Annotated in this window: 4 protein-coding genes; 2 read left to right on the top strand and 2 right to left on the bottom strand. The window is 66.1% G+C overall.

Annotated features, from left to right (window positions below; translation table 11 throughout):
- A partial coding sequence (locus VMD50_RS27605; RefSeq protein ID WP_325432781.1) for a glycosyltransferase family protein occupies positions 1-683 on the top strand: 683 nt, incomplete at its 5' end.
- On the opposite strand, the gene VMD50_RS27600 is transcribed toward VMD50_RS27605, so the two are convergent.
- On the bottom strand, positions 636-1,973 hold the full coding sequence (locus VMD50_RS27600) for a hypothetical protein (protein WP_325432779.1): 1,338 nt from the start codon (positions 1,971-1,973) through the stop codon (positions 636-638). The genes VMD50_RS27605 and VMD50_RS27600 overlap by 48 nt on opposite strands.
- Before the next feature lie 123 nt (positions 1,974-2,096).
- Between VMD50_RS27600 and VMD50_RS27595 the strand changes: the two genes are divergently transcribed.
- Positions 2,097-3,851 carry an AMP-binding protein gene (locus VMD50_RS27595; RefSeq protein ID WP_325432777.1) on the top strand — a complete coding sequence of 585 codons (1,755 nt, stop codon included), beginning with the start codon at positions 2,097-2,099 and terminating at the stop codon, positions 3,849-3,851.
- A gap of 3 nt (positions 3,852-3,854) precedes the next feature.
- On the opposite strand, the gene VMD50_RS27590 is transcribed toward VMD50_RS27595, so the two are convergent.
- A partial coding sequence (locus VMD50_RS27590) for an MMPL family transporter (protein ID WP_325432775.1) occupies positions 3,855-5,195 on the bottom strand: 1,341 nt, incomplete at its 5' end.

Genomic DNA, 5,195 nt, shown 5'->3' with positions numbered 1-5,195 from the left:
TGCACGGCGACGACTGGCTCCTTCCCGGTGCCCTTGCGACGCTCGCCCGATGCTTCGAGGACCCGACGGTCGGGCTGGCGTTCGCCCCGCGCCAGGTGGTGGGTGACGACGAGCGATGGCAGCGCCGATACGGCACGATGCACACGCGCTTTCGCGACCTGCGGGAACGCAACGACGGAGCTTCGTTGGTGCGGCAGGTGGCGCTGCGGGGCGCCAAGGACAACTGGGTGGGCGAACCGACCAGTGTGATGTTTCGGCGCCGGCTGGCGCTGGAGGCGGGGGGCCTGCGCAACGACATCTACCAGCTCGTTGACATCGATTTCTGGCTGCGCCTGATGCTGCGATCGACCGTTTGCTTCGTGCCACGGGAACTTTCGGTGCGCAGTCACATGAAAGGGACGGAAACTACCCATGTCATGGCCAACCGACGGTACGTGCTCGACCAGCTGCGCATCCTCGGTTGGCTGGCCGTCGATCCGGTGTCACCCCGCTCGATCCGGATCCTGGCGCGGCTCTGGTGGTTTCCCGCGTGGCTGGCGCTGGTCGTGGAGATCGCGGTCTTCGGGCCGCAGCGGCGGTCACATCTGAAGACGTTGGCGCTAGCGCCCTTTCGCGAGTTTTCCCACGCCCGGAGGCTAGCCGTGGATTTCCGCGGTCAGGCCGAACTCGCCAAACGTGCGTGAGACGTCCTCGCGCAGCGCGTCTTGCGAGTTCGTCCGGCCGGCGAGGTACGCGTTGACCGCGATCCAGATCTTCCCGGCGCCCCGCCCGGAAACCACGAACAGCTGGCCACCCATGCGTTCGAGGGCGCGCCTGCTGATACCGGGTTCGATCAATCGCCCGGACGCGTAGTCAGCGTCGCTGCCATCGGGGCGTATCACCTCGGGGGGCATGTCACCAACGTTGGAGCAACCGATGGGCAGGGCGGCCGCGCCGAGTCCCATTCCCGCCGCCCTGCGTGCCACCCACTTCGGGGTCAACGACGTCAGTGCCAGCGGGGCCAGCAAGTCCTCGGTGATCTCGGCCAGGTCGGCGAACGCTTGCTTGAATTTGAGACGAGCTTCTCCCAGGTCCGAGGACAGATGCGCCGGGTCGACGGAAACCGTGGGAAACACCACCGCGTTGCCGCGCGTATCGGCTTCGGTGCGATCGCTGATCGGGAACGACAGGGTGACCGTGCCGTCGTCGCAGACGCGTCCCATGCGCACGCCGAGCCTGCCGGCGAATCCGGCGAGCAGGGTGAAGCTGTTTCCGCCAATGCTTTTCGCGCGCGCATCCCATTCCGCCAGGTCGACATAGGCGGTCACCGACGGTACCACGACGGGGGGCTGGCCGCCGGCTCGCCGCGGTGCCGGTGGGGCCGACCTCATGGAGGCGGTGACGTCCCCGAGCCGGCGCCGGGCGATGCGCGCCGTCGCCGCCGCCGCCTTCGCCAGTTCCGGTGCGGAAGCGATGGTTTGCCGGGCGTCGCGCATCATGGCCCGCCGGCGGGAGCGCGAACGGGGATACGGATAGCCCAGGTAGCGGGTCCTTCCGCCGGCCGCGTCCGCGAGCGCCTGCAGGATCCCGAGCCCGTCGACGAGGGTATGCGACGTCGTCAGGCACACCGCGGTCCCGCCGTCGTCCAGCGGGAGCACCCCGAGATGCCAGCCGGGCCCGTATTGGGGATCCAGCGGCAGGCAGGCCCGCTCATGAAGCCACGCGTTCAGAGTCGCCCGAGAGCGCGGTGTTGGGGCGATCTCGATGTCGTCCGGCCCCCGGGACACGACCCATCGGTCACGCGCGAACGGCAGCGGAGACGCTTCGACCAGCCGCCCCAGCAGCCCGTAGCCGAGATTGCGGTGGAAACGGCGCAAACCGTCAAGATTTACCGGGCGGTTGTATACCCAGACGAACTGCACAAGCGCCCCGTAGCCAAGCGCCCGCAGACCGAGGAAAGACGCCTGGTCCATGTGTGCGAGCCGATTGTCCACCGCGTTCACGGTAGTTTATTTGCCAGCAGGTCAGGTCGCTTTGGCCCGGAGGCCGTGTTGATACGGTTGCAAACCTCGCCGTTCCTGGTCGGAAAGGCTCTCGACGAAGGTAGTGTGTTTCCCGTGGTTCAGTCTTCAATCCCTGCCGTGCTGCGCGAGCGCGCGAGCCTGCAGCCCAACGACGCGGCGTTCACATACCTTGACTACGACCACGATTGGGAGGGCATCCCACATACCCTGACGTGGTCGCAGCTGTATCGGCGTGTGGTGAACCTCGGCGAGCAGCTCAAAAGCCATGGATCGACCGGTGATCGGGCACTCATCCTAGCGCCGCAGGGCCTGGACTACGTGCTGAGCTTCCTGGGTGCATTGCAGGCCGGGCTTGTCGCGGTACCGCTTTCGGTTCCCTATGGCGGGGCCCACGACGAACGCACCATCTCGGTGCTGGCCGACACGTCGCCCACGATCGTCCTGACGACGTCCGCGGTCATCGACAACGTCAGCGCGTCGGTGCAGTCGCAGCAGGGCCCCTCCGCACCGTCGATCGTCGAAGTTGATTTGCTGGACCTCGAGTCCCGGCAGCGGCCCGCGGGCCCGCGACCCCGCTCCGGGGCCGGTGATGGGTCGGAGTTCATCTATTTGCAGTACACCTCCGGATCTACCCGCACGCCGGCGGGTGTCATGGTCTCCAACAAGAACGTCTTCGCCAATTTCGAGCAGATCATGGGCGACTTCTTCGCGCCCGAGGGCGGGATTGCCCCGGCGGGCATCACCGTGGTGTCCTGGCTGCCGCTCTACCACGACATGGGCCTGTTATTGGGGATCCTCATGCCGATTCTGGCGGGGGTGCCGACGCTGCTCTCCAGCCCGGTGGGTTTCCTGCAGCGACCGGCCCGCTGGATGCACATGCTGGCGCGCAACGGGTGCACGATTTCGGCGGGGCCGAACTTCGCTTACGAGCTCGCGGTGCGCAAGACGTCGAACGACGACATGGCCGGGCTTGACCTCGGCGGTGTGCACACGATCCTCAACGGCAGCGAGCGGGTGCAGCCGGCCACCCTCAAACGATTCGCGGACCGGTTCGCCCCCTTCAATTTCGACACCAGGGCGCTGCGGCCCTGCTATGGCATGGCGGAAGCCACGGTGTACATGTCCACCCGCCAGGTGGGTGAGCCACCCGAGATCGGTCATTTCGATTCGGAGAAACTGCCTGGCGGCGAGGCGGTGCGGTGTGAAACCGGAAGCGGCACACCGCTGGTCAGTTATGGTGACCCCAAATCGATGCTGCACCGCATCGTCGATCCCGACACCGGTCGCGAGTGTCCGGATGGAACGGTCGGCGAGATCTGGGTGCACGGCGAGAACGTCGCCGCCGGCTATTGGCAGAAACCCGAAGAGACGGAGCGCACCTTCGGTGCGAAGATTGTCGAGCCGTCGCCGGGCACACCCGAGGGCCCCTGGCTGAGGACCGGAGACTCCGGCTTCTTCTCCAGCGGCGAGATGTTCATCATCGGCCGCATCAAGGACTTGTTGATCGTCTACGGGCGCAACCATTCTCCCGACGACATCGAGGCGACCATTCAGGAGATCACCGCGGGACGTTGCGCGGCGATAGCGGTTCCCGACAAGGGAATCGAGAAGCTGGTCGCCATCATCGAGCTCAAGAAGCGGGGGGACTCCGAGGAGGAGGTCGTCGACAGACTGCGCGGCGTGAAACGCGAAGTCACGTCGGCGATCTCGAAGTCCCACGGGTTGAAGGTGGCGGATCTGGTCCTGGTATCGCCGGGCTCGATCCCGATCACCACCAGCGGCAAGATTAGACGATCGCAATGCGTCGAGCTTTACCGGCAGGATGAGTTCGTCCGGTTGGATGCGTAGCCGCTAGAGGAGCGGGTGTTCCCCGCGCCCGTTGCCGTTGGCGGGCTGATGTGACGGGGCATTCGAGCCAAACAGCGGCAGGGGGTTGTCGGCGTCGTCCCTGGCCGATTGTTCGCTGTGCCCGTTGCCGTTGGAATGCCCATTTCCGTTGGCGCCGACCGTGATCGGCCGAGGCGACAGGAAGTCCTGCCCGAACAGCGGCAGCGAGTGACCGAGGTAGCGATCGCTATCCCGCTTGCCGTTGCCATGGCCGTTGGCGGCCCCCGTGGATTCCAACGCCGGATCGCGCAGGTCGTCGGTCACGTGACCCGGCAGGCCGCTGAGGTCGAACAGGGGGAGCGCATGCTCGGGGAGGCGTCCGCCCGACCGTTTGCCGTTCCTGGCGACAGCCGGCGTCGCCTTGGCAACGCCGTTTGACCCCGCCCGCCGCGACTTGGCCCGCGATTTGTGCCCGGGGGGAACGAGTTTCAGGCGAACCAGCAGGTCGTCGGGAACCCACGGCTCAGCAGCACCATTGGTCGCCGCGGAGGCCGATGGCGTGGGCACTTTCTCCGCGTTGGGTATCACCTTCATCCGGACCAGTTGGTCGGTCAACTGTTCGAGCTGTTGCTGCTTTTTCCGGTGGGCCGCGTAAACCTGGGCCGGGCTCTTGCCGAGGTGTGAGGGCCACCAGTTCTTCTGGCCGATCAGCGCGGCCACGGCCGGCACCGTGATGGAGCGCACCAGGAAGGTGTCGATCAAGATGCCCATCCCGAGGATGAAGCCGGCCTCGGCCATGGTGTAGATGCTGGCGGTCATCAACCCGAACATCGAGGCGGCAAAGATCAGACCGGCCGAGGTGATCACTCCACCGGTCGAACCCACGGTGCGAATGACGCCGACCCGCACCCCGTGCGGTGACTCGTCGCGGATGCGCGAGATGAGCAGCATGTTGTAATCCGCGCCGACCGCGACGAGCAAGATGAACGACAGTCCGGGCAGGCTCCAGTGCAGGTTCTGCCCCAGCAGCATCTGGAACACCAGCACGCCGAGACCCATCGCCGACAGATACGAAAGCAGTACCGAACCGATGAGGTACAGCGGCGCGACGACCGCCCGCAACAAGCCGACCAGGATCAGGAACACGATCATGATGGTCGCGAAGACGATGAAACCGATGTCGTCGTTGTAGAAGGTGCGCGTGTCGTTGAGCCCGCTGGGAAGGCCCGCCACCGCCACCTTGGCGTCCGCCAGTTCGGTGTTCGGCAGCGCCGACTGCGCGGCCTTGACGATCTTCGCGATCTGATCCATGGCCGGGGTGCTGAACGGGTTGAGCGCGCTTTGGATGAGGTACCGGGCCGCGTG

Origin of the sequence: Mycobacterium sp. (assembly GCF_035506235.1) — a bacterium.
Lineage (GTDB): Bacteria > Actinomycetota > Actinomycetes > Mycobacteriales > Mycobacteriaceae > Mycobacterium.
The sequence above is the reverse complement of the archived record's forward strand: the minus strand, read 5'-3'. Positions and strand labels throughout refer to the sequence as shown.